The sequence below is a fragment of the Oceanicola granulosus HTCC2516 genome, assembly GCF_000153305.1.
In the GTDB taxonomy this organism is placed as follows: domain Bacteria; phylum Pseudomonadota; class Alphaproteobacteria; order Rhodobacterales; family Rhodobacteraceae; genus Oceanicola; species Oceanicola granulosus.
On the sequence record NZ_CH724107.1, the window covers coordinates 2,116,447 to 2,139,139 of the forward strand.

18 protein-coding genes and 1 tRNA gene are annotated in these 22,693 nt (G+C 68.5%); 3 read left to right on the forward strand and 16 right to left on the reverse strand.

Annotation, left to right across the window (positions count from 1 at the left end; genetic code table 11):
- Positions 1-118 precede the first annotated feature (118 nt).
- The 6 genes from gltB to OG2516_RS10305 form a co-directional block, all read right to left on the reverse strand.
- On the reverse strand, positions 119-4,660 hold the full coding sequence (gltB, locus tag OG2516_RS10280; RefSeq protein WP_007255600.1) for a glutamate synthase large subunit: 4,542 nt from the start codon (positions 4,658-4,660) through the stop codon (positions 119-121).
- A complete protein-coding gene (locus tag OG2516_RS10285) occupies positions 4,657-5,109 on the reverse strand; it encodes a GFA family protein (RefSeq protein WP_007255601.1) in 453 nt (150 codons plus the stop codon). The genes gltB and OG2516_RS10285 overlap by 4 nt, the downstream gene beginning before the upstream one ends.
- The gene (locus tag OG2516_RS10290) at positions 5,102-5,518 is read right to left on the reverse strand and encodes a GFA family protein (RefSeq protein ID WP_040615093.1); all 417 of its coding nucleotides are present in this window, start codon (positions 5,516-5,518) and stop codon (positions 5,102-5,104) included. The genes OG2516_RS10285 and OG2516_RS10290 overlap by 8 nt, the downstream gene beginning before the upstream one ends.
- A gap of 57 nt (positions 5,519-5,575) precedes the next feature.
- The gene (locus OG2516_RS10295; RefSeq protein WP_007255603.1) at positions 5,576-6,277 is read right to left on the reverse strand and encodes a hypothetical protein; all 702 of its coding nucleotides are present in this window, start codon (positions 6,275-6,277) and stop codon (positions 5,576-5,578) included.
- Complete coding sequence (locus tag OG2516_RS10300) at positions 6,274-6,981, reverse strand: hypothetical protein (RefSeq protein WP_007255604.1); 708 nt, start codon at positions 6,979-6,981, stop codon at positions 6,274-6,276. Before OG2516_RS10300 ends, OG2516_RS10295 begins: the two co-directional genes overlap by 4 nt.
- Positions 6,982-7,085: 104 nt before the next feature.
- Complete coding sequence (locus OG2516_RS10305) at positions 7,086-8,519, reverse strand: NAD(P)-dependent oxidoreductase (protein WP_007255605.1); 1,434 nt, start codon at positions 8,517-8,519, stop codon at positions 7,086-7,088.
- 217 nt (positions 8,520-8,736) lie between these two features.
- On the opposite strand from OG2516_RS10305, the gene OG2516_RS10310 reads away from it, so the two are divergent.
- Positions 8,737-9,540 (forward strand): undecaprenyl-diphosphate phosphatase, encoded by an 804-nt coding sequence (locus OG2516_RS10310; RefSeq protein WP_007255606.1) that lies wholly within the window; start codon positions 8,737-8,739, stop codon positions 9,538-9,540.
- Here OG2516_RS10310 and OG2516_RS10315 read toward each other — a convergent pair.
- Positions 9,537-10,541 carry a complex I NDUFA9 subunit family protein gene (locus tag OG2516_RS10315; RefSeq protein ID WP_007255607.1) on the reverse strand — a complete coding sequence of 335 codons (1,005 nt, stop codon included), beginning with the start codon at positions 10,539-10,541 and terminating at the stop codon, positions 9,537-9,539. The two genes, OG2516_RS10310 and OG2516_RS10315, sit on opposite strands and share 4 nt — an antisense overlap.
- Before the next feature lie 160 nt (positions 10,542-10,701).
- Here OG2516_RS10315 and OG2516_RS10320 point away from each other — a divergent pair.
- Positions 10,702-10,788: transfer RNA gene (locus OG2516_RS10320), tRNA-Leu, on the forward strand.
- A 178-nt stretch (positions 10,789-10,966) separates the two neighbouring features.
- Here OG2516_RS10320 and OG2516_RS10325 read toward each other — a convergent pair.
- From OG2516_RS10325 to OG2516_RS10355, 7 genes are all read right to left on the reverse strand, one after another.
- A complete protein-coding gene (locus OG2516_RS10325; protein ID WP_007255608.1) occupies positions 10,967-12,868 on the reverse strand; it encodes a glycoside hydrolase family 127 protein in 1,902 nt (633 codons plus the stop codon).
- Between the two features lie 25 nt (positions 12,869-12,893).
- Positions 12,894-13,958: an ABC transporter ATP-binding protein gene (locus OG2516_RS10330; RefSeq protein ID WP_007255609.1), complete on the reverse strand. Its 1,065-nt coding sequence runs from the start codon at positions 13,956-13,958 to the stop codon at positions 12,894-12,896.
- Positions 13,955-14,782 (reverse strand): carbohydrate ABC transporter permease, encoded by an 828-nt coding sequence (locus tag OG2516_RS10335; protein WP_007255610.1) that lies wholly within the window; start codon positions 14,780-14,782, stop codon positions 13,955-13,957. The genes OG2516_RS10330 and OG2516_RS10335 overlap by 4 nt, the downstream gene beginning before the upstream one ends.
- Entirely contained in the window at positions 14,779-15,681 is a 903-nt protein-coding gene (locus OG2516_RS10340) for a carbohydrate ABC transporter permease (RefSeq protein ID WP_007255611.1), read from the reverse strand. The genes OG2516_RS10335 and OG2516_RS10340 overlap by 4 nt, the downstream gene beginning before the upstream one ends.
- A 79-nt stretch (positions 15,682-15,760) precedes the next feature.
- Complete coding sequence (locus OG2516_RS10345) at positions 15,761-16,996, reverse strand: ABC transporter substrate-binding protein (protein ID WP_040615097.1); 1,236 nt, start codon at positions 16,994-16,996, stop codon at positions 15,761-15,763.
- A gap of 110 nt (positions 16,997-17,106) precedes the next feature.
- Positions 17,107-18,042, reverse strand: a complete 936-nt coding sequence (locus OG2516_RS10350) for a sugar phosphate isomerase/epimerase family protein (RefSeq protein WP_040615100.1) — start codon at positions 18,040-18,042, stop codon at positions 17,107-17,109.
- Positions 18,039-19,076: a Gfo/Idh/MocA family protein gene (locus OG2516_RS10355; protein WP_007255614.1), complete on the reverse strand. Its 1,038-nt coding sequence runs from the start codon at positions 19,074-19,076 to the stop codon at positions 18,039-18,041. The genes OG2516_RS10350 and OG2516_RS10355 overlap by 4 nt, the downstream gene beginning before the upstream one ends.
- A 119-nt stretch (positions 19,077-19,195) precedes the next feature.
- Between OG2516_RS10355 and OG2516_RS10360 the strand changes: the two genes are divergently transcribed.
- Positions 19,196-20,221 (forward strand): substrate-binding domain-containing protein, encoded by a 1,026-nt coding sequence (locus OG2516_RS10360; protein WP_007255615.1) that lies wholly within the window; start codon positions 19,196-19,198, stop codon positions 20,219-20,221.
- A 61-nt stretch (positions 20,222-20,282) separates the two neighbouring features.
- On the opposite strand, the gene OG2516_RS10365 is transcribed toward OG2516_RS10360, so the two are convergent.
- Positions 20,283-21,518: a saccharopine dehydrogenase family protein gene (locus OG2516_RS10365; protein ID WP_007255616.1), complete on the reverse strand. Its 1,236-nt coding sequence runs from the start codon at positions 21,516-21,518 to the stop codon at positions 20,283-20,285.
- Positions 21,519-21,550: 32 nt separating this feature from the next.
- Positions 21,551-22,648 carry a carboxynorspermidine decarboxylase gene (locus OG2516_RS10370; protein WP_007255617.1) on the reverse strand — a complete coding sequence of 366 codons (1,098 nt, stop codon included), beginning with the start codon at positions 22,646-22,648 and terminating at the stop codon, positions 21,551-21,553.
- Positions 22,649-22,693 lie beyond the last annotated feature (45 nt).

Below are 22,693 nucleotides of genomic sequence, written 5' to 3' on the forward strand. Positions count from 1 at the left end.
TGCCTGATTGCAGCCCGGTCTGCCACCGGACCTGGGCAGGAACGCGAAACAAACGTGGCGAAAGCGGCGCATTGTTCTCGCAGGTGCCGGGGGCCCGCGCGGGGCCTCCGGCACATGCTCACTCCGCGGGGATCCTGGTCTCCTCGATCCCGATCGGGTGGGGCAGCTTGTCGAGCATCTCGCGCGGGCAGACCTGCAGGAAGTTGCCGCGCTCCTCCTCCCAGTGCTGGAGCAGGTCGGCGGCGCGGCGGCTGCCGGTCTCGGCGAGGTGGCGCTGGACCAGTTCGTGCAGCTGGCCATGCCAGTACTCCTCGGTCACGCCGCAGGTGACGAGCGTCTCGTGGTTGATGAGCGCCGAGGTGCTGCCGAGCGGGTCGTAGAGGTAGGCCATGCCGCCGGTCATCCCGGCGCCGAAGTTCGCACCGATGGGGCCGAGGATCACGGCGGTGCCGCCGGTCATGTACTCGCACCCGTTCGAGCCGCAGCCCTCGATCACCACGGTCGCCCCCGAGTTGCGGACCGCGAAGCGCTCGCCCGCGCGGCCTGCGGCAAACAGGTGGCCCCCCGTCGCGCCGTAGAGCACGGTGTTGCCGATGATGGTATTGTCGGCCGCCACCAGCGGCGACGACATCGGCGGACGCACCACGATGGTACCGCCCGAGAGGCCCTTGCCGACGTAGTCGTTCGCGTCGCCCGAGACCTCGATCTTCAGCCCCGGCGCGGCGAAGGCGCCGAGCGACTGGCCGGCCGAGCCGGTCAGCTTCACCGTGAGGTGGTCGGGCTGCAGGTCGTTCCTCATCCCGAAGCGCTGGACGATGTGGCTCGAGGTGCGGGTGCCGATGGTGCGCAGGGTGTTCTGCACCGCGTATTGCAGCTGCATCTTCTCGCCGTCCTTCAGGAAGCGCGCGGCGTCCTTGATGATCTCGGCGTCGAGCGTGTCCATCACCTCGTTGCGCGGCTTGGTGCGGTCGTAGACGATGTGGTCCGCGCCATCGACGGTGATGAGCAGCGGGTTCAGGTCGAGGTCGTCGAGATGCGCCGCGCCCCGGCTGACCTGCGTGAGCAGGTCGGCGCGGCCGATCACCTCGTCGAGGCTGCGCGCGCCGATGGAGGCGAGCACTTCGCGCACCTCCGTGGCGTAGAAGGTGATCAGGTTGACGACCTTGTCGGCGTTGCCGGTGAACTTCTCGCGCAGCTTCTCGTCCTGGGTGCAGACCCCGACGGGGCAGGTGTTGGACTGGCACTGGCGCACCATGATGCAGCCCATCGCGATCAGCGCGGCGGTGCCGATGCCGTATTCCTCGGCCCCCATCATCGCCGCCATGACGATGTCGCGCCCGGTGCGCAGGCCGCCGTCGGTGCGCAGGGTCACCCGCTCGCGCAGGTTGTTCATGGCGAGGACCTGGTGAGCCTCGGTGAGGCCCATCTCCCAGGGCAGGCCGGCGTACTTGATCGAGGTCGCGGGGCTGGCGCCGGTGCCGCCGTTGTGGCCCGAGATCAGGATCACGTCGGCCTTGGCCTTGGCGACCCCGGCGGCGATGGTGCCGACGCCGGAGGAGGCGACGAGCTTCACCGTCACCTTGCAGCGCGGGTTGATCTGCTTGAGGTCGTAGATCAGCTGCGCCAGGTCCTCGATCGAGTAGATGTCGTGGTGCGGCGGCGGCGAGATCAGCGTCACGCCCTTGGTCGAGTGGCGCAGGCGGGCGATCAGGTCGGTGACCTTCATCCCCGGCAGTTGGCCGCCCTCGCCGGGCTTGGCGCCCTGGGCGACCTTGATCTCGAGCTCCTCGCACTGGTTGAGGTACTCGGCGGTGACGCCGAAGCGGCCCGAGGCGACCTGCTTGATCTTGGCCGACGGGTTGTCGCCGTTGGACTCGGGCACGAAATGCGCCGGATCCTCGCCGCCCTCGCCGCTGTCGGACTTGGCGCCGATGCGGTTCATCGCGACGTTCAGCGTCTTGTGCGCCTCCGGGCTCAGCGCGCCGAGCGACATGCCCGGCGTGACGAAGCGCTTGCGGATCGAGGTGATGGACTCGACCTCCTCGATCGGCACCGCCTCGCCCATCGGCTTGATCGCCAGCAGGTCGCGCAGGTGGATCGGCGGCATGGCCTGCATGGACCGCGAGTATTGCGTCCAGAGCTCGTAGGAAGCGCGGTCGCAGGCGGCCTGCATCATGTGCATGGTGGTGGCGCCCCAGGCATGGGTCTCGCCCTGCTTGCGGGCCTTGTAGAATCCGCCGATGGGCAGGATGTCGGTGCCGCCGGCGAAGCCCTTGGCGTGGACCTCCTCGACCTTCTTCTGGATGCCCGAGACGCCGATGCCGGAGATCCGCGAGTGCATGCCGGGGAAGAACTCGGCGACCATCGCGCGCGACAGGCCGACGGCTTCGAAGTTGAGCCCGCCGCGGTAGGACGAGATCACCGAGATGCCCATCTTCGACATGATCTTGAGCAGGCCGGCGTCGATGGCCTTGCGGTAGCGGGCGACCGCCTCGGTCAGCGAGCAGTCGAGCAGGCCGCGCTCGATCCGGTCGGCGAGGCTGTCCTCGGCGAGGTAGGCGTTCACCGTGGTCGCGCCGCAGCCGATCAGCACGGCGAAGTAGTGCGGATCGACGCACTCGGCGGAGCGGACATTGAGCGAGCAGAAGGTGCGCAGGCCCTTGCGGGTGAGCCACGAGTGGATCGCCGAAGTCGCCAGGATCATCGGCACCGCGACCTTCGCCTCGCCCTGGAACTGGTCGGTCAGCACGAGGTGGCCGGCCCCCGAGCGCACGGCGTCCTCGGCCTCCTCGCGGATGCGGGTGAGCGCGTTGCGCAGCGCCTCCGGGCCGCCGTCGGCGGGGAAGGTGCAGTCGATCTCGGTGCAGGTGGCGCTGAAGCTCGCCTTCAGCTTCTCCCACTGGGCGTTGCCGACGAACGGGCTGTCGAGCACGATGATCTCGGTCTGGCTGCCGTCCTCGTCGAGCACGTTCTTGAGGTTGCCGAACCGGGTCTTGAGCGACATCACCCGGTACTCGCGCAGCGAGTCGATGGGCGGGTTCGTCACCTGGCTGAAGTTCTGGCGGAAGTAGTGCGAGATCGGCCGGTACCGGTCGGAGAGCACGGCGGGCGGCGTGTCGTCGCCCATCGAGGCGATGGCTTCCTTGGCGTCCTCGGCCATCGGCGCGAGGATCTGCTCGAGCTCCTCGATGGTGTAGCCGGCGGCGATCTGGCGGCGGCGCAGCTCGGCGCCGGTGAACAGCGGCGCCTCGGTGGCCGACGCGAGCTCCGTGTCGAGCTCGATGATCTTGCCGACCCACTCGCCGAACGGCTGGCCCGCGGCGAGCTTGTCCTTGATCTCGACGTCGTGGAAGAGGCCGCCCTCCTGCATGTCGACGGCGATCATCTGGCCCGGGCCGAGCGCGCCCTTCTCCTTCACGGTGGCCTCGTCGGTGGGCACCATGCCGACCTCGGAGCCGGCGATCAGCAGCCCGTCGCCGGTGACCACGTAGCGCATCGGGCGCAGGCCGTTGCGGTCGAGCCCGCCGCAGACCCAGCGGCCGTCGGTCATCGCCAGCGCGGCGGGGCCGTCCCACGGCTCCATCACCGCGTTGCAATAGGCGTACATGTCGCGCCAGGCCTGGGGCAGCTCCTCGGCCTGCTTCGACCAGCTCTCGGGCACCAGCAGGGTCTTGGCCATCGGCGCGTTGCGCCCCGAGCGGACCAGCACCTCGAACACCGCGTCGAGCGCGGCGGAATCCGACGAGCCCTGGCTGACGATCGGCTTGATATCGCCGGCCATGTCCCCGAACGTCGCCGAGGCCATGCGGATCTCGTGGCTCTTCATCCAGTTCAGGTTGCCCTTGAGCGTGTTGATCTCGCCGTTGTGGGCGAGCATCCGGAACGGCTGCGCCAGCCACCATTGCGGAAAGGTGTTGGTGGAGTAGCGCTGGTGGTAGATCGCGAAGGCGCTCTCGAACCGCTCGTCGAGCAGGTCGGGATAGAACTCGGCCACGTCCTGGGCGAGCATCATCCCCTTGTAGATGATCGACCGGCAGGACAGCGAGGCGATGTAGAGCTGGCCCACCTGCGCGGCGGCGGCGGCCTTCTCGATGCGGCGGCGGATCACGTAGAGCTCGCGCTCGAAGGTCTCCTCGTCGACGCCCTTGGAGTTGGAGATCAGGATCTGCTCGATCTCGGGGCGCGTCGCGTTGGCCTTGTCGCCGAGCACGGCGATGTTCACCGGCACGTGGCGCCAGCCGTAGATGTAGTAGCCCATCCGCAGCACTTCGCTCTCGACGATGGTGCGGCAGGTCTCCTGGGCGCCGAAATCGGTGCGCGGCAGGAACACCTGGCCGACGGCCATGAGCTGGTCGGCGCGCGGCTCGTGGCCGGTGCGGCGGATCTGGTCGTGGAAGAAGTCGACGGGGATCTGGACGTGGATGCCGGCGCCGTCGCCGGTGCGGCCGTCGGCATCGACGGCGCCGCGGTGCCAGATCGCCTTGAGCGCCTTGATCCCGTTCTCGACCACCTGCCGCGAGCGGCTGCCGTCGATGGAGACCACGAGGCCGACGCCGCAGTTGGACTTCTCGTCGTCCTCGCGGAACAGGCCGTTCTCGGCCATCCACTTGCGCTTGGCCTCTTCGCGGGCGGCCCAGGCGTCATCGTATTGGCGAGTCATGGCGTGTCTCCTTGGACAAAGGAATTGCGGGATTGCCACTCCGCCTCCGTCTCGCGGGTGTGGTTACCCGATAGCGGCAGGTAGGCGGGGGCCTTGTCGGTATAGATTTCCGAGCCGAGCGGCGCGGCGGCGAGCGCGGGGAACAGCCCCGGCATCAGGTCGTAGGGCGCGTCTCCGGCGGTATCGCGCATCCAGAGGTGGCTGCCGCAGGCCGGGCAGAAGGCGCGCTCGGCGATCTCGGAGGACCGGTGGCGGCGGACCTCGCCGGTCACGGACACGGCGGCGGCCTCGGCGCGGAAGCAGGCGAACAGCCCGCCGCTCCAGCGCTGGCACATGGAGCAGTGGCAGACGCCGACGGTCCCGTCGTGGCGGCCCTCCACCACGAGCGCCACGGCACCGCAGAGGCAGCGGCCCTCGAGCCGCGCCGGGATCTTCGCGGCCTCAGCCATAGAGCGCACTCGTCTGCGCGCTGTCGAGCCGCTCGTGATCGCCCTCGAGCGCCCAGGAGGCGGGCTTCTGGTCGGCGAAGATCTCGCGCTTGAGGCGGAAGTCGTCGGCCTCGTCGAACAGGCCGACGGGCACCTCGTAGTTGCCGGTGCCGTCGAGGCCCTTGTCGTAGCGGTACCACAGGCCCGAGCCGCACTTGGCGCACCAGCTCCGAGTCGCCCAGTCAGACGAGCGCAGGGAAGCGACGTGCTCGCCGCCGTCCACCTTCATCGCGGCCTCGGGCACCGTCACCGCGAACATCGCCGCGCCGAGCCAACGGCGGCACATGGAGCAGTGGCAGACGCCGAAATCACCGGTCTGCTGAGCGGTGAAGCGCACCGCGCCGCACATGCATTGTCCTGTCCGCGCCATCTGTTCGCTACTCCGCAACCGCTGGCCGGGGCGGCCCGAAGGCCGCGCCGAGATGGGTCACTCGCTCCCCCACGAGATGTCCTGCACGCCGCAATCGTAGATCGGCGACGACGCGAAGAACCCGGGCTCGCCGGGGGTGATGAGCTTCATCGGGGAGTTGTCCCGCTCGTTCAGCACCTCGCCGTCGACGTCGAGGGTCCGGGAGGTGCCGGGCAGGAACAGCCGGTGCTCGCGGCTGACGTAGTTCACGCCCTCCTGCCGCGTCCGCATGCCGTCGGCGTCCTCGACCTCGGTGGTGTAGGTCATCACCTCGAGCTCGTGGCCGTCGATCTCGATCGTCTCGCCCTGCAGCATGTCGGCACCCCGGTAGCGGGTGACCTCGCCCTCGTCGGTGACGGTCGTGAAATCGTAGGTGTCGACGCCCGTCTCGAGCAGCTCGGTCAGCGACGCCGGATCTTCCGGGTCGTCGCCAAGCGTCGAGCGCACGCGCGAGACGAGGCCGAGGCTCTCGACCCACTCGGTTTCGTAATTGATGCGGCTGGCGAAGACCGGGCCCTGCTCGACGAAGTCGACGCGCCACTGGTCGCCCTCGGCATCGCCCTCGCAGGTGTAGTGGTTGGACATCATGCAGCCGCGCTGCTGCACGGTGAGGAAGCCGGTGCAGCCCTCGGGCGGCTGCCACTGGCGCGTCTCCTGCGCCACGGCGGGCGCGGCGGCGGTGAGGGCGAGAAGGGCGAGGGGAAGCGTGAAACGGGTCATTGTTGTCCTCCGGATTTCGACATCAGGGCACCGCAGCCAAACTTGGGGTTGGCCGACAGGAAGCCCGGCTCTCCGGGGAACATGAACTCCACGGGGCTGTCGTCCACGTCCCACGCCTCGGTCGGCGTCTCGATGTGGCTGGTGCCCGACAGGAACATCCGCCACTCCTTCGAGATCCATTCGTTGCCCGTGGCGCGCCATTCCTCCGACCCGTCGGGGCCGTAGGCGGTGATGTCGTACTCGGTCTGGTGCAGGGTCACGCCGTCGATCGTCTCGACCACGCCGGTCAGGGCATCGCGGCCCACGTAGCGGGTCTCGCCGATCTCGTCGGACTCGGTGATGAAGTCGAAGCTGTCCTCGCCGGCCGACACGAGCTCGGAGAACGACGCCGGATCGGCGGGGGCGGCCTCGAGGCTCTCGGAATGCTGGGTGGAGACGTGGAAGCTCTCGATCCACTGGGTCTCGCGGTCGATCATCCCGGCGTATTCCATCCCCTCCTCGCCGAGATCGACGCGGCGGATGTAGCCCTCCGGATCGCCTTCGCAGGTGAAGGCGTGCTGCACGGTGCAGCTCTTGAGCTGGACGGTGACGAAGGCCTCGCAGCCCTCGGGAAGCGAGAAGGTCTCGACTTGCGCCGCGGCGGGGGCGGCGGTGCCGCCGGCCAACAGGACGGCGGCGATTGCGAGTCGTGGCGGTCGGGTCATGAACATGGCTCCGTTGACGCGGTTCGACCCAGCCATAGCGCGGCCGGAGGCGGAATGCCCCCGGTTCTTCGCCCGACCATGCCCGAACCCGGCGCACATGCGCGTTACTCCGCCGCCACGCTGGCGCTGCCCGACACGTAGTCGAGGATCGCCTCGGCCGCCTCGCGCCCGTCGCGGATCGCCCAGACCACGAGCGACGCGCCGCGGACGATGTCGCCGGCGGCGTAGACGCCGGGCAGCGAGGTCTGGCCGGTGCCGTACTCGGCCTTGACGGTGCCCCAGCGGGTCACTTCCAGCCCTTCGACGCCCCAGAGCCTGGGCAGGTCCTCGGGCTCGAAGCCGAGCGCCTTGATCACGAGGTCGGCGTCCTCGACGTAGTCCGACCCCTCGATCAGCTCCGGCATCTGCCGGCCCGACACGTCGGGCGCGCCGAGGCGCATCTTCTGCACCATCACGCCCTCGACGGCATCGCCGGTGAAGCCCTTCGGCGCGGAGAGCCAGACGAACTCGACGCCCTCCTCCTCGGCGTTCGCCGTCTCGCGCTGCGAGCCCGGCATGTTGGCGCGGTCGCGGCGGTAGAGGCACTTCACGCTCTCGGCGCCCTGCCGGATGGCGGTGCGGACGCAGTCCATCGCGGTGTCGCCGCCGCCGATGACGACCACCTTCTTGCCCTCGGCGTTGAGCTCGCCGCTGGCATATTCAGGCACCTCATCGCCGAAGCCGACGCGGTTGGAGGCGGTGAGGTAGTCGATGGCGCGCACGATTCCGGCGGCGCCCGAGCCCGGGCCCTGCAGGTCGCGGCTCTTGTAGACGCCGGTGGCGATCAGCACCGCGTCGTGCTTGCCGCGGATCGCGTCGAAGGAGATGTCCTCGCCGACGTTGCAGTTCATCACGAACTCGACGCCGCCGTCCTCGAGCTGCGCCATGCGGCGCATCACGACTTCCTTCTCGAGCTTGAAGCCGGGGATGCCGTAGGTCATCAGCCCGCCGCCACGGTCGTAGCGATCGTAGACGGTGACCTGCAGCCCGGCGCGGCGCAGCGCGTCGGCCGCGGCCAGCCCGCCGGGGCCGGCACCGATGATGCCGACGCTCTCGGAGCGCTCCTGCGCCGGGCGGATCGGGGCGATCCAGCCCTCCTCCCACGCGGTGTCGTTAATGTACTTCTCGACCGCGCCGATGGTGACGGTGCCGTGGCCCGACTGCTCGATGACGCAGTTGCCCTCGCAAAGCCGGTCCTGCGGGCAGATGCGGCCGCAGATCTCGGGGAAGGTGTTGGTCGACTGGCTGATCTCGTAGGCCTCGCGCAGCCGCCCCTCGGCGGTCAGGCGGAGCCAGTCGGGGATGTTGTTGTGCAGCGGGCAGTGGCTCTGGCAATACGGCACGCCGCACTGGCTGCAGCGCCCCGACTGCTCGGCCGCCTTCTCGCGCGCGAAATCCGCGTAGATCTCGTTGAAGTCGGCGCGCCGCAGGTCGGGCGGCCGCTTGTCCGGCATGTCCCGCTGGACGGTGACGAACTTCAGCATCTTTTGCTCGGCCAAAGGCGTGCCTCCTCTCGGGTTGAGGTGACGCTTTAGCGAGGTTCGCGCGACATGAAAAGTCATAATTGCTGACCCATCTCATCTTTGCCGGCGCCGCCGCCCTGCACCGCACCGGAACCGGCGCGGCAAATAGGTCCGCAATGCACCCTATCCCGCCCCTTTCGGCTGCCCGGGCGGTGAGTAAGGTCGCCCAGGCCGAATCACGCCGGAGATCGCGATGCCCCTGTTCCAGCTGCTCCTCGTCGCGATCATCCAGGGTGTGACGGAGTTCCTGCCCGTCTCCTCGTCGGGCCACCTTATCCTGCTGCCGCAGCTGACCGAGCTCGAGGACCAGGGCCTCGTGATCGACGTCGCCGTCCATGTCGGCACCCTGTTCGCCGTCATCCTCTACTTCTGGCGCGACGTCCGCGCCGCTCTCGCCGGCACCCTGCGCCTCGCGCGCGGGCGCGCCGACACACCCGGTGCGCGGCTGGCGCTGCTGCTCCTCGTCGCGACCATCCCCGTCATCCTCGCCGGCCTCGCGCTCAAGCTCTCGGGCCTCGACGAGGCGCTGCGCTCGGTGGCGGTGATCGGCTGGACGATGCTGCTCTTCGGCCTTGTCCTCTACTGGGCCGACCAGCGCGGCCCGCAGACCAGGACCGAGTCCGACTGGTCGCTGCGCGACGCGGTGGTGATGGGGCTGTGGCAGGCGGTGGCGCTGATCCCCGGCACCTCCCGCTCGGGCATCACCATCACCGGCGCGCGCGCGCTCGGCTACACCCGCACCGACGGCGCCAAGCTGGCGATGCTGATGTCGATCCCCACCATCGCCGCCTCCGGCATCCTGCTCGGGGCCGACGTGGCGGCGGCGGGCGATCTCGGCGCGGCACGCGACGGCGCCATCGCGGCGGCCTTCGCCTTCGTCTCCGCCCTGCTGGCGCTGGCGCTGATGATGCGGCTGCTGCGCAGCGTGAGCTTCACGCCCTACGTCGTCTACCGCTGCGTGCTCGGGGTGATCCTGCTCTGGATCGCCTACGGTTAGGAGATGCTGGCCCGGTCGCCGCTGCGCTTGATGTTCTTGGCGCTGGCCTTGATCGCGTCGTACTGCCCGGTGGGCCGGAAGCGCCACAGGTAGTCCGGCAGGATCGCCTCCATCGACTTGGGCTGGATGCCCAGTTCGGCGAAGCCCCGCGCTCCGTCGGCCACGATGTTGTCGCTGCGCAGGTTCTCGACCTGGTCGCGGGTCAGCGGCGGCGTGAACAGGCCGAGCGACAGGAACCGCAGCACGGTGAAGCCGCTCGCCATCAGCCGCGCGAGGCCGAATGGCACGTTGACGATCAGCCGCCGTCGCAGGATCACGTCGAGCATCTCGCGCATCAGCACGCTGAAGGTGTTCACGTCCGGCCCGCCGAGCTCGTAGATCCCGGGCGCGGCCTTGCCCTCGACGGCCAGCGCGGCGGCCTTGGCGACGTCGTCGACGAAGACCGGCTGGAACCGCGTGTTGCCGCCCACCACGGGCAGCACCGGCGAACGGGCCGCCATCCGCGCGAAGCGGTTGAAGAACTCGTCGTCCTGCCCGAACACGATCGACGGCCGCAGGATCACCGCGCCCGGGAAGCGCGCGCGCACCCCCGCCTCGCCGGCGGCCTTGGTGCGGGCGTATTCCGAGGGCGAGTCGGGGTCGGCCCCGATCGCCGAGACGTGCACCATCCGTGCCACGCCCTCCTCGGCCGCGATCCGCGCGATCCGCTCGGGCGCCTCTTCCTGCACCGCCTGGAAGGTGTTGCGCCCGTTCTCCGTCAGCACGCCGACGCAGTTGACCACCACGTCCGCTCCGCGCGTCACCGCGCGCACGCTGTCGTCGTCGCGCACGTTGCAGAAGACCGGCACCACCTGCCCGACATTGCCGTAGGGCCGCACGAAGAGCGCCTCCTCCGGCCGGCGCACGGCGACGCGAATGCGCCAGCCCTGCTTCGCGAGGCGGCGGGCGATGTAGCGTCCGACGAAGCCGGATCCGCCGAAGATGGTGACGAGCTTGGACATCAGGCCTACTCCCAATCCGGGTCGTTGCGGGTCTAGCGCCCACCCCTCTGCCAGACAAGGCGCTTTTGCCCCTCCCGGATTGCGTCCACGTCACCCCGACCACCGCAGAATTCGCGTTGACAGCCCCACCGCCTCCGCATAAACGCCACCTCGCACACCAGCCCAGGTGGCGGAATTGGTAGACGCGCTGGTTTCAGGTACCAGTGACTTAACGGTCGTGGAGGTTCGAGTCCTCTCCTGGGCACCACAATCCGGAAGCCGATGGGGCCTCCCTTGTGCGCCCCCTATTCCAAGCCGACCTACACCCCGCGCCGCCCGAAAGCGGCTGCAGCCGGTAGCAGCTGCAGCCTCGTCCGGCGACCGCGTGGAGAACTGTGTGCCAATCCGGCCGCGGCGCGTGGCATCGACCGAGTCTGGCCGTGCCGCTATTCCTGCAGCCAGACCTGCATCGGGGTCTGCCCGCGGTTGCACCAGATGTAGTAGGGCACCGCCGTCAGCGCGGTTTCGCTGCTCGGCGCGCGGCGGGTGGCGTAGAGGTTGCCGCCCCATGCGTCGGCGTCCTCGGCCTCGGCGCGCGCCTCGAGCACGGTGATGCCGCCGAGCAGATCGGACGCGTGGCGGGCCGTGACGGGGGCGTCGGAGGGCAGGCGGAGGCGGTTGACGGGCGCGGGGTTGTCGTGCTGCTCGCAGCAATAGACCAGCGGGCCACGCCGCAGCGCCACCCGGCCCGCGTCCTGGCGCACGTCAGGATGCGCATAGAGCCGCTCGGCCTGCATCGGCAGGTTCAGCTCGACGACATCGCCCGGCGCCCAGTCGCGCGTGATCTTGAGGTAGCCGCGTTCGGGAGCGACCTCCAACGCCTCGCCGTTCACCGACGCCGTCGCGCCGTGGCACCATCCCGGGACGCGCAGCGACAGGGTGAAGGTGCGCGTTCCCTCGGGCTCGAGCGCGATGCGGACCGCGCCGTCCCACGGGTAGTCCGAGGTCTCGGTCAGGGTCACCCGGCCTCCGGCCACGGGGAGCGTCGCGGTCGCGCCGCCGTAGAGATGGACGGCGATCTCCGTTTCAGCGACGCCGTAGAAGTAGCCCGCGACCGACGCGACCAGACGCGAGACGTTCATCGTGCAACAGGGGCATTCATGCCAGGCCCAGCGGTGATGGCTGCCGTCGCTCTCCAGCTTGTTGTCGTAGAAGTAGTGCTCGCCGTCGCGGCTGAGGCCGGCGAGCGCGTTGTTGTAGAGCGCCAGCTCGAGGATGTCGGCGTATTGGCCGTCGAGGTCGAGGTTGAGCATTCGCGCCGCCCAGAACACCATCGCCACCGAAGCGCAGGTCTCGGCGTAGGCGGTATCGTTGGGCAGGTCGTAATCCTTGGTGAAGCCCTCGTTGTGCTCGGAGGGGCCGAAGCCGCCGGTGACGTACATCCGCTTCTCGGTGACGTCGCGCCAAAGCGCCTCGCAGGCGGCCTTGAGCGCGTCGTCGCCGTGCTCGGCGGCGAGATCGGCCATGGCGGTGTACATGTACATCGCACGCACTGCGTGGCCGACCACCTTGGTCTGCTCGCGCACCGGCAGGTGGGCCTGGCCGTACTCGTAGTTCTCGAACCAGTAGGCCTTCGGGTCCTCCCCGCGCGCGCGGGCCTCGATGTCGAAGTAATGCTCCACCCCGTCGGTGTTGCCGCGCTCGTCGATGAAGTAGGTGGCGAGGTCGAGGAACTTCCGCTTGCCGGTGGCGTGCCAGGCCCGCACCAGCGCGATCTCGATCTCCTGGTGGCCGGGATAGCCGCGCTTCTGGCCCTCGCCGCGGCCGAAGGTGGCGGCGACGTGGTCCATCGCCCTTTCCATGACCGACAGGAAGCGGTCCTTGCCGGTGGCGTGGTAATAGGCGACCGCGCCCTCGAGCAGGTGGCCGAGATTGTAGAGCTCATGGTTGTCGCGCAGGTTGGTCCAGCGGTTCTCGGGCTCGCGCTCGATGTAGAAGCAGTTGAGGTAGCCGTCAGGCTGCTGCGCGGCCTCGAGATCGTCGATCATCGCCTCGATCTCGGCTTCGATGGCGGCGTCCCGGCGGTGGCTGATCGCGCAGGCGGCGGCCTCGATCCACTTTCCGATGTCGCTGTCCCAGAAGTACTGCACCGTGAAGTTGTTGGACTGGCGCGGAATGGTCAGCGGCGGCAACGGCTTGGGCAGCTTGATCGAGCCGCGGATGCCGGATTGCTCCAGCTTCTCGAGCTGGCTCGGGATGGTGCGGGCAAGCACCGTCTCGAGCCGTTCGCTCCAGAACGGGCCGGTGATGGTGACGTCGGAGAAGGGGACGGAGGCGTAGGTGCGCATGGCGTGTCCTGTGTGCGGCGCGGCGTCAGAGGGCGGTGCCGGAAGTTGGGTCGAAGAGGTGGATGTCCTCGGGGGCGATGGTGAGCGGCAGGGTCTCGCCGGCGCGGTAGCGGCCGCGGCCTTGCTCGACGATCATGAGCTCGGGCTCGGTCTCGGTGGTGGAGTAGGTGAGCGAGCCGGTGGACTCGACCACCCGCACCGGGACCTGGAGACGTGGCGCGGCGGTGTCGATGCGCAGGTGTTCGGGCCGCAGCCCGACGGTCACCTCGCGGCCGGGCTGGAGCGTGCGCGCCAGCGGCAGCACCGGCTTGCCGGCGATCTCGAGCCGGGCTGACCGGCCGTCCTCGGCGACGGTGGCGTCGAGGAAGTTCATCGCTGGCGAGCCGATGAAGCCGGCGACGAACTTGTTGGCCGGGTTGTCGTAGAGCTCGAGCGGCGCGCCCTGCTGCTCGATGACACCGGCGCGCATCACCACCACGTGGTCGGCCATGGTCATTGCCTCGACCTGGTCGTGGGTGACGTAGACCGAGGTTGCTCCGAGGCGGTCGTGGAGCGCGCGGATCTCCATGCGCATGTGCACCCGCAGCGCGGCGTCGAGGTTGGAGAGCGGCTCGTCGAACAGGAACGCCTTGGGCTCGCAGATGATCGCGCGGCCCATGGCGACGCGCTGGCGCTGGCCGCCCGAGAGCTCGCGCGGGTAGCGCTCGAGCAGCTCGGTCAGGCCGATCACCTGCGCCACCTCGTCGGCCTTCTTACGCGCCTGCTCCTTGTTGAAGCCCTTGAAGCGCAGAGAATAGGTGAGGTTCCCGAGCACGTTCATGTGCGGGTAGAGCGCGTAGGACTGGAACACCATCGCCACGTCGCGCTTCCTCGGAGGCACGCCGCTCATCTCCGTCCCCGCGATCCTCAGGTTGCCCGAGGTGATCGACTCGAGCCCGGCGATGGAGCGCAGCAGGGTGGACTTGCCGCAGCCCGAGGGGCCGACGAGCGCGGTGAAGGCGCCCCTGGGGATGGTGAGGTTGATGTCCTTGAGCGCGTGGTAGGCACCATAGTGCTTGTCGACGCTGGCGATTTCGATCTGGGGGGTCATTTCAGGGCACCCGAAGTCAGGCCGGCGACGATCCGGCGTTGCAGGATGACGAAGATCGCCACGATGGGGGTCACGTAGATCGCGGCGTAGGCCATGATCCCGTTCCAGTCGGTGGAGTTCGGGCCGAGGAAGCCCGACAGGCCCACGCTCGCGGGCTGGTAGGCCTGCGTCGTGATGATCGACTTGGCGTAGATGTACTCGCCGAAGGCCTGCATGAAGGTCAGGATGGCGAGCACGAGGATGCCGTTGCGCGCCAGCGGCAGCACGATGAAGAAGAACGCGCCCCAGCGGGAATTGCCGTCGACCAGCGCCGCCTCCTCGAGCTCTCGCGGCACATTCATGAAGGTGGCGCGCACCAGCACGATGTAGAACGGGATCGCCTTGCCGGCGGCCGCGAGGATGACGGCGGTGCGCGGGTAGGACAGCAGCCCGAGCTGGTTGAAGCCCACGTAGAGCGGCGTGATCATCACCGAGGCCGGCAGCACCTGCAGCATCAGGATGGCGAACAGGCCGAGGTCCACCCAGGCCGAGCGGTAGCGGGCCAGCACGTAGGCGCAGCCCGTGCCGAGCAGCACCGTCAGCGCCGTGACGCCGGTGCCGATCACCAGGCTGTTCCACAGGAAGCGCCCCATGGAGCGGCGCTCCCAGGTCTCGGGGTAGATCGACGGGTCGGGGTCGCGCGGCCAGAAGGTCGGCGGGTTGGCGAAGATCTCCGACTGGCCCTTCAGGCTGGTCGCGTACATCCAGTAGAGCGGGAAGAGGTAGATCGCGGCGAGGACCATCGCGAGCGCGAGGAACAGGCGGGGGACGGGCAGCCGGGTCATCCGCGCACCTCGTGGCGGGTCGACCAGACGTAGACGATCGAGGCGATCAGCACGAAGCCGAGCATCATCACGCTGACCGTCGCGCCCTTGGCGAAGTCGAACAGCAGGAACGAGTACTGCCAGGCCCAGTACTGGGCGACGTTGGAGCTGTTGGCCGGGCCGCCCTCGGTGATGGCGGGGAACAGGTCGAACTGCTGGAGCGTGTAGATCAGCCCGAGCGCGAGCACCGCGCCGATGGTCGAGCGCATCATCGGCAGGGTCATCGTGGTGAAGCGGTGCCAGCCGTTGGCGCCGTCGAGCTCGGCGGCCTCGTAGAGGTCGCGCGGGATGGCGGCGAGGCCGACGGAGAGCAGCATCATGTTGAAGGCGAGGCCGAGCCAGATGTTGGCGATGGTCACTGCCCAGATCGACAGCCGCGGGTCGGACTTCCAGAACATGGTGGAGTCGATCACGCCGATCCCCTTGAGGATGGCGTTGAGCACACCGAAGTCGCCGGCGAGGATCCAGCCCCAGAGCGCGCCCACCACGAGGCCCGGCATCACCCACGAGACGAGGAAGACGCCCCGGATGGTGGCGGCGAAGGGGAAGCGCATCATGAAGAACATCGCCAGCGCGAAGCCGAGGACGAACTGCCCCGCGATCGAGCCGAAGACGAAGAAGGCCGTGTTCTTGAGGATCAGCCCGAACTCGGGCTGGCTCACCACCTCGCGGTAGTTCTCGAGCCCGGCATAGGGCCGCGAGAAGGTGTTGAGGTTGAACATGTCCACCTCCTGGAAGCTCATCACCACGTTGTAGACGAGCGGCATCCCCGACAGGGCCAGCAGGAAGATCATCGTGATCGACACGAGCAGGATGTCGAAGCCCCGCCCGTCGGTCACGCTCGACAGAATGCGCCGCATGAACCGGCTCCCTTCTCGGAGGTGGTGATCGTGAGGGGCCCGGCGGACAGGATGCCGCCGGGCCGGCACCATCAATGCATCAGTTCAGGATGCCGTCGATGGTGCTCTGCGCCTGGGAGAGCGCCTCGTCGGGGGTCATCTGGCCGGTGAGCGCGGCCTGCTCGGCGTCGTAGATCGCCTTGGAAATCTTCTGCCATTCCGGGTGCGGCCCGCGCGGCTGCGCGTATTGCAGCTGCTCCTGGAAGACGGCGAGCGCCGCGTCCTTCTCCTCGATGCCGCTTTGCGGCAGCTCCACGTCCCCGCGCGTCGGCAGGTAGCCGAACTCGGGGAACAGCCGGTGGTCCTGGCTGACGAAGTATTCCAGCACCTCGAACGCCTCCTCGGGGTGTTCGGTGGTGGACATGATGCCGAGGTTGAAGCCGCCGAGCGCGGAGGAGCGCTCCGCCCCTTCCTCGAAGGTCGGCAGCAGGGTCACGCCCCACTCGAAGTCGGCATCCTCGACCATCCGGTCGATCTCCCACGGCCCCGAGATCGCCATCGCGGCGTTGCCCGAGTTGAAGGTGCCGGTGGAATCCCACTGGCCGAGCGACAGCACGTCCTGGCTCATAACGCCGTCGTCGATCATGCCCTTCACCATCGACAGCCACTCGCGGGCGCCCTCGGTGTTGACGCTGTCGTAGCCGCCGCCCGACATCTGGATGACGGGGAGGAACTGGAAGGTGCCCTCCTCGTTGCCGCGCGCCGAGAGCGTCGCGCCGTAGACGCCCTCGTCGGGCTTGGCGAGCATCCGCGCGTATTCCTCGAACTCGGCCCACGTCTGGGGCGGGTTCTCGATGCCGGCTTCCTCGAACATGTCCTTGTTGTAGAAGACGCCGATCGTGTCCGTGTACTTGCCGACGCCGTAGAGCTTGCCGTCCCACGAGACGGAATTCAGCGGGCCCTCGAAATAGGCCTCGGCGTTGATGACGTCGCTCTCCTCGGCCATCTCGGTGATGTCGAGGAACGCGCCGCGGCTGGAGAACAGCGCGAAGTCGGGGTTGTCGAGGCTGACGATGTCGGGCGCATTGCCGGTGGCGTAGGCGCGCAGGGTCTCGTTGACGATCTCGTCGAACTGCAGGATCCGGTACTCGACGTTGATGCCGTTATCCATCTCGTCGAACTCGGCCGAGAAGGTGTCGGACGGGCCGACCTGGTTGGCGCCGTCGATGGACCAGACGGTGATCGTCACCTCCTCCTGGGCAACGAGCGGCCCGGCGACGGCCATCGCGGACAACGCCGCGCCGGCGAGCAGTTTCGTCTTCATGGCAAGGGTCATGTCTTCCTCCGGTGGCGGCACGCGGGCCGCGATTGTTGCCCTTGGGGCTCCTCCTCCCCGTCCGGGCGATGACGCCGGCAACGGACCTGCCGCCGGCATAGGGGTCGGCCTCAGCCGAGCGACGGGTCGCCGCCGCCATACTTGGCGGACACGTTGACGAAAGCGCCGCCGCGGGCCTGCTTGAGGTGCTCGAGCGCGTGGATCTGGCCGGTCATCTCGAGCGCGTCGCGATAGACCGGGTCGTGCCAGCCCTCGATGTCGATGGCGCCCTCGTAGCCCGCCAGCCGCAGCTCGCTGATGATGTCGGTCCAGTTGGAATCGCCAAAGCCAGGCGTGCGCATCCAGACGAAGTCGTGCTTGCCGAAGATGCCGTGCTCGCGGATCACCTCCCAGCGCACCGTCGCGTCCTTGCCGTGAACGTGGAAGATCCTGTCGCCCCACTTGCGGATCTGGGGCAGCGGGTCGATCAGGTAGACCAGCTGGTGGCAGGGCTCCCACTCGAGCCCGAGGTTGTCGTCGGGCGTCTCGTTGAACATCAGCTCCCAGGCGTCCGGGTTGTGGGCGATGTTCCAGTCGCCGGTCTGCCAGTTGCCGTCCATGGCGCAGTTCTCGAAGGCGATCCTGACGCCCTTGTCGGCGGCGCGCTTGGCCAGCTCCGACCACACCTCGCGGTAGCGCGGCAGGCTCTCGGTCAGAGGCTTGCCCCGGACCCGGCCGGTGAAGCCGGCGATGCAGGTGGCGCCGAAATGGTGGGCGTTGTCGATGCAGTCCTTCCAGCCCTGAAGCGTCTCGCGGTCCAGCTCCCGGTCCTCGAGCGGGTTGCCGAACATGCCGAGCGTGGAGATGGTGATGTCGCGCTCGCCGATGGCATCGCGGCAGCGCTTGCCCATCTCGGCGAGGTCCTGGCCGTTGGTGGTCTGCCAGAAGAAGGGCTCGAAGCTCTCGAAGCCCATGTCGGCAATCTCGGCGATGCGCGCCGGCGCCTCGCCGACGCCGGAAGCGCCGACCATGGTCCCGATGCGGATGGATTTTGCGGGATCGCTCACGTTGTCTCCTCGGATATGCTGACGCGCCGCCCGGTCTCGGCGCTCTCGATGGCGGCGAAGGTCATGGCGAGGCTCTTGATGTTGTCGTCGTTGACCGACAGCGGCGCGCGCCCCTCGGCGCGGGCGGTGATGAAGTCGAGGATGACGCCCGCATGGCCCGTCGCCTCGAGCGGCGTCTCCTCGGGCAGGGCGGCGGGGCGCGTGGGGCGGAAGAAGCCGTCGTCGCCGTCGCGCACCGCGCCCTCGATCAGGGCGTTGCCGTCCCAGAGCACGGAGCCCTTGGTGCCGATCACCCGCCAGCTGCTCTCCCAGCTCGTCGGCGCGCCCTCGGCGCACCACGAGCCGCGATAGGAGAAGGTCGCTCCGTCGGTGCAGTCGAACAGCGCGTTGGCGCTGGCGCCGTGGGAGAACCACGAGCCGTTCGGGTTGGTCTCCTGGCAATAGACGGCGGTGGGCTCGGCGGGCAGCAGGAAGCGGGCCGCGTCGAATGTGTGGATCGCCATGTCGAGCAGCAGGACGTGGTCCATCTCCTCGCGGAAGCCGCCGAAATGGGGCCCGAGGAAGAAGTCGGCATGCAGCGCCGTGATCTCCCCCAGCTCGCCGCTCTCGATCAGCGCCTTCATGCGGCGGATGCCGGCGAGGTGGCGGCGGTTCTGCACGATGGCATGGGTGCGCCCCGTCTCCCGCGCCAGGGCGAGCAGCTCCCGCGCCTCCTCGAGGCTGTTCGCCATCGGCTTCTCCGACAGCACGTCGCAGCCGTGGGCGAACGCGGTCTGGACCACGCTCCGCCGCGCTTGCGGCACGACGATGTCGAACACCACGTCGGGCGCCAGCGCCTCGAGCATCGCCGCCAGGTCGCTGCCCGTCTTGGCGGACGTGAAGCCGTGCTGCGCCGCGCGCTCGGCGGCGAGGTCCGGGTCGAGGTCGACGAAGCCCACCAGTTCAATGTCGCGAGCCAGTGCGTCGGTCTCGCGGATGGCGGTCAGCCAGCCGTTCGACATCTGCCCGCAGCCGACCATCACGGCGCGCACCATGTTGTCCCTCCCTCTCCGAACCAGCCTCCCGCCAGTTCGTCCTGTAAACGTTTACGACGCTACTCAACGCCGCATCTTTGTGTCAAACTCTTTTTGAAAACGTTTACGAAAGTTCCTACGTGACAGGCATCAAAGCGCTCGCGCAGCACCTCGACCTTTCCATCGGCACCGTGTCGCGGGCGCTAAACGGCAAGCCGGACGTCAAGGCCGAGACCCGCCGCCGCGTCCTCGCCGCGGCCAAGGAGCTCGATTATCGGCCGAACCATTCCGGCCGCTCCCTGCGGCACGGGCGCACGAACACCGTCGGCCTGGTGCTCGAGACCGGCAGCCCGAGCACCCTGGCCGGCGACACGTTCTTCATGCACCTCGTCGACGCGATGCAGGAGACGCTGGCGGAGGAAGGGCTCGACCTCGTCCTGCTGCCCTGCCGCAGCGCCGACGACCCGATCGAGTTCCTGCGCCGGCACGTCACGCGGCGCATGGTCGATTCCATCGTCATCACCGCGACCCGACGGCAGGACGAGCGAATCGCCATGCTGCTCGAGGACGGCACCCCGTTCCTCGCGCTCGGGCGCAGCGAGACGCCGGGGGCCTACCCCTGGATCGACCTCGACTTCGCCGGAGCGGCACGGGATTCGGTCGACGCGCTGGTGCGGCTCGGGCACCGGCGGATCGCCATCGCCGCGCCCCGGCGGGACGTGAACCTCGCGCATATCTACATGGAGGGCTACCGCGACGCCCTCGCCGCGCACGGGCTGCCGGTGGACGAGGCGCTGATCCTGCGGGCCAGCGGCAGCGAGAACGGCGGGGTGCAGGTGGCGGAGGCGCTGCTCCGCCTCGAGGACCGGCCGACGGCGGTGATGCTCGGGCAGGAGCTGATGGCGATCGGGCTCTACAGCCACCTGGCGCAGGTGGGAGTGCAGCCGGGGCGCGACCTGTCGGTCATCGGTTTCCGCCAGAGCCCGCAGCTCCGCTTCCTGTCCCCCGCCCTCGCCTGCTTCGCGCTCGATGTCCGCGCGCTCGGCAAGGAGGTCGGCCAGGCGGTGATGGCGCTGAGCGCCGACCCGGTCGCGGCGCGTGGCATCGGCCGCGTCTGGCCGCTGGAATACGTCCCCGCCCCGAGCGTGCAGCCGCCGGTCAGGTGAAGCCGCTCGGTCGGAGAGGACGCCGCGCCGACTACCGCGGAACCGGCAGCCCCGGCGAGGATCAGTAGAGCCGCTCGTCGCTGCCGTTGCGTCGCACCCACGTGCCGAGCCCGATCCTGCCCAGCACCTCGAGAAACGGCTTCGGATCCAGCTCCTCGACGTTGCGCATCTCGCGCGCGTCCCACTCGCCGGTGGCGATCAGCATCGCTGCGGCGACCGGCGGCACCCCGGCGGTGTAGGAGATGCCCTGGCTGCCGACCTCGGCGTAGGCCTCCTCGTGGTCGGCGACGTTGTAGACGAAGACCTCGGCCGGCTCACCGTTATTAATGCCCTTCACCAGGTCGCCGATGCAGGTCTTGCCGGTGTAGTCGGGCGCGAGGCTGGACGGATCGGGCAGGCAGGCCTTCACCACCTTCAGCGGCACGACTTCCTGGCCTTCGGCGAGCGTCACCGGCTGTTCCGAGAGCAGGCCGATGTTCTTCAGCACGGTGAAGACGTTGATGTAGTGCTCGCCGAAGCCCATCCAGAACCGCACGTCGGCATCGGGATAGTTGGTCGCGAGGGAATGCACCTCGTCGTGGCCCGACAGGTAGGCGCGTTGCGTGCCGACCACGGGGAGATCCCAGTCGTGGCCGATTTCGAACATCTCGTTCTCCTGCCACTCGCCCTGCTGCCACGAATAGACCGTGCCGGTGAACTCGCGGAAGTTGATCTCCGGATCGAAGTTGGTGGCGAAGTAGCGGCCGTGCGAGCCGGCGTTGATGTCGACGATGTCGATGGACGTCACCTCGTCCAGGTATTCGTCGATGGCGAAGCGGGCATAGGCGTTGACCACGCCCGGGTCGAAGCCGGCGCCGAGGATCGCCGTCACGCCCTTTCGGGCGCAGCTTTCCTTCCGCTTCCATTCGTAGTTGGCGTACCAGGGCGGCGTTTCGCAGATCTTGTCCGGCTCTTCGTGGATCGCGGTGTCGATATAGGCGGCGCCGGTCTCGATGCAGGCTTCGAGTACATGCATGTTCACGAAGGACGAGGCGACGTTGATCACGATCTGCGCGCCGGTCTCCTCGATCAGCGCAGCCACGGCCGCGCTGTCAGTCGCGTCCACCGCGTGCGTTTCGAGGGCGCCGTCGGTCTTGTGGCTCCCCTTCTCCCGGACGCTGGCGAGGATCTGCTCGCATTTCGCCTGCGTGCGCGACGCGATGTGGATGTCTCCGAGCAGATCGGCGTTCTGGGCGCATTTGTGCGCCACGACCTGGGCGACGCCACCGGCGCCGATGATGAGGACGTTCTTCTTCAAGACCTTCGAGCCTCCTTTCGTGTCGGGCCGCCTCAGGACAGGGCGGCTTCGAAATCGCTGTAGCTGAATTCACGGACGGTCCGGACGGTCCCGTCCAGTTCGCGCACCGCGATCGCGGGCATGCGCACGCCGTTGAACCAGTTCTTCTTGACCATCGTATAGCCGCCGGCGTCGCGGATCGAGACGCGGTCCCCCGGCTTCAGCGGTCGTTCGAAGCGGAACTCGCCGAAGATATCCCCGGCGAGGCAGGAATTGCCGCACACCATCCATTCGTGATCGCCGGTGTCGGGCGCGACCTTGGCCTGTTCGCGGTAGATCAGCAGGTCGAGCATGTGCGCCTCGATCGAGCTGTCGACGACGGCGAGCTTCTTGCCGTTGTCGAGCGTGTCGAGCACCGTCAGCTCCAGCGTCGTGGAGTCGGTGATCGCCGCCTCGCCGGGTTCGAGATAGACCTGCACGCCATACGTCTCGGAGAACCGCCTGAGCCGCTCGGCGAGCTTCTCCAGCGGGTAGCCCTCTCCGGTGAAATGGATGCCGCCGCCGAGGCTGACCCATTCCATGCGCGAGATCAGGTGGCCGAAGCGCTCCTCGATCTGGGTCAGCATCGCGTCGAAGCGGTCGAAGTCGTCGTTCTCGCAGTTGTTGTGGAACATGAAGCCCGACACCCGGTCGCAGACCGCGCCGATGCGCTCGGGATCGTGCTCGCCGAGGCGCGAGAAGGGGCGGGCGGGGTCGGCGATGTCGAACGACGACGAGCTGATGCCGGGATTCACCCGCAGGCCACGCACGTGGTCGCTGGCGGCCTCACCGAACCTTTCCAGCTGGCCGATCGTGTTGAAGATGATCTTGTCGGAATTGGCCAGGACCTCGAGCAGGTCGGCCTCGTCCCAGGCCACCGAGTAGGCGTGGGTCTCGCCGGGGAAGTGCTTGCGGCCGAGCTTCACTTCGAAAGGCGACGAGGACGTGGTGCCGTCCATGTACTCGCTCATCAGGTCGAAGACGGACCACGCCGCGAAGCACTTCAGCGCCAGCAGGCACTTGCACCCCGACAGCTCGCGGAGGCGGGCGATCTTCTCGAGGTTGGGCAGCAGCGCCTGCTTGTCGATCAGATAGTAGGGCGTACGCAGCATCTCGGGCTCCCTCGGATGTCGGGCCATGAGCGGTGGCGCGAGCGC